This window comes from Streptomyces sp. 142MFCol3.1, from assembly GCF_000424945.1.
In the GTDB taxonomy this organism is placed as follows: Bacteria; Actinomycetota; Actinomycetes; order Streptomycetales; family Streptomycetaceae; genus Streptomyces; species Streptomyces siamensis.
Genome location: NZ_AUKV01000091.1, coordinates 1 through 1,880, shown reverse-complemented (window position 1 = coordinate 1,880; position 1,880 = coordinate 1). Strand labels below are relative to the sequence as shown.

Here is a 1,880-nt window from a genome sequence, read left to right as displayed (position 1 = left end):
CCAACCAGGCTGAGGGAACCTTTGGGCGCCTCCGTTACTCTTTGGGAGGCAACCGCCCCAGTTAAACTACCCATCAGACACTGTCCCTGATCCGGATCACGGACCCAGGTTAGACATCCAGCACGACCAGAGTGGTATTTCAACGACGACTCCACAACAGCTGGCGCTGCCGCTTCAAAGTCTCCCACCTATCCTACACAAGCCGAACCGAACACCAATATCAAACTGTAGTAAAGGTCCCGGGGTCTTTCCGTCCTGCTGCGCGAAACGAGCATCTTTACTCGTAGTGCAATTTCACCGGGCCTATGGTTGAGACAGTCGAGAAGTCGTTACGCCATTCGTGCAGGTCGGAACTTACCCGACAAGGAATTTCGCTACCTTAGGATGGTTATAGTTACCACCGCCGTTTACTGGCGCTTAAGTTCTCAGCTTCGCCACCCCGAAGAGTGACTAACCGGTCCCCTTAACGTTCCAGCACCGGGCAGGCGTCAGTCCGTATACATCGCCTTACGGCTTCGCACGGACCTGTGTTTTTAGTAAACAGTCGCTTCTCGCTGGTCTCTGCGGCCACCCCCAGCTCAGGAAGCAAGTTCCCTCACCAGTGATGGCCCCCCTTCTCCCGAAGTTACGGGGGCATTTTGCCGAGTTCCTTAACCATAGTTCACCCGAACGCCTCGGTATTCTCTACCTGACCACCTGAGTCGGTTTAGGGTACGGGCCGCCATGAAACTCGCTAGAGGCTTTTCTCGACAGCATAGGATCATCCACTTCACCACAATCGGCTCGGCATCAGGTCTCAGACTATGTGCCAGGCGGATTTACCTACCTGACGTCCTACACCCTTACCCCGGGACAACCACCGCCCGGGATGGACTACCTTCCTGCGTCACCCCATCACTCACCTACTACAGATCTGGTTCGTCGGCTCCACCACTCCCCTTTGCCCGAAGGCTCCGGGGCGGCTTCACGGACTTAGCATCGCCTGGTTCGATGTTTGACGCTTCACAGCGGGTACCGGAATATCAACCGGTTATCCATCGACTACGCCTGTCGGCCTCGCCTTAGGTCCCGACTTACCCTGGGCAGATCAGCTTGACCCAGGAACCCTTAGTCAATCGGCGCACACGTTTCTCACGTGTGTATCGCTACTCATGCCTGCATTCTCACTCGTGAACCGTCCACCACTGCCTTCCGGCGCGGCTTCACCCGGCACACGACGCTCCCCTACCCATCACAGCGGGCGTTGGCCCTCATGCTGCAATGACACGACTTCGGCGGTACGCTTGAGCCCCGCTACATTGTCGGCGCGGAATCACTAGACCAGTGAGCTATTACGCACTCTTTCAAGGGTGGCTGCTTCTAAGCCAACCTCCTGGTTGTCTGTGCGACTCCACATCCTTTCCCACTTAGCGTACGCTTAGGGGCCTTAGTCGATGCTCTGGGCTGTTTCCCTCTCGACCATGGAGCTTATCCCCCACAGTCTCACTGCCGCGCTCTCACTTACCGGCATTCGGAGTTTGGCTAAGGTCAGTAACCCGGTAGGGCCCATCGCCTATCCAGTGCTCTACCTCCGGCAAGAAACACACGACGCTGCACCTAAATGCATTTCGGGGAGAACCAGCTATCACGGAGTTTGATTGGCCTTTCACCCCTAACCACAGGTCATCCCCCAGGTTTTCAACCCTGGTGGGTTCGGTCCTCCACGACCTCTTACAGCCGCTTCAACCTGCCCATGGCTAGATCACTCCGCTTCGGGTCTTGAGCGCGCTACTAAATCGCCCTATTCGGACTCGCTTTCGCTACGGCTTCCCCACACGGGTTAACCTCGCAACACACCGCAAACTCGCAGGCTCATTCTTCAAAAGGCACGCAGTCACGAG

The 1,880-nt window shown here is 56.6% G+C and carries 1 rRNA gene; it reads right to left on the bottom strand.

From position 1 onward, the window contains the following. Positions 1 to 1,880: ribosomal RNA gene (locus tag H305_RS0143590) — 23S ribosomal RNA — on the bottom strand; the annotation flags it as partial.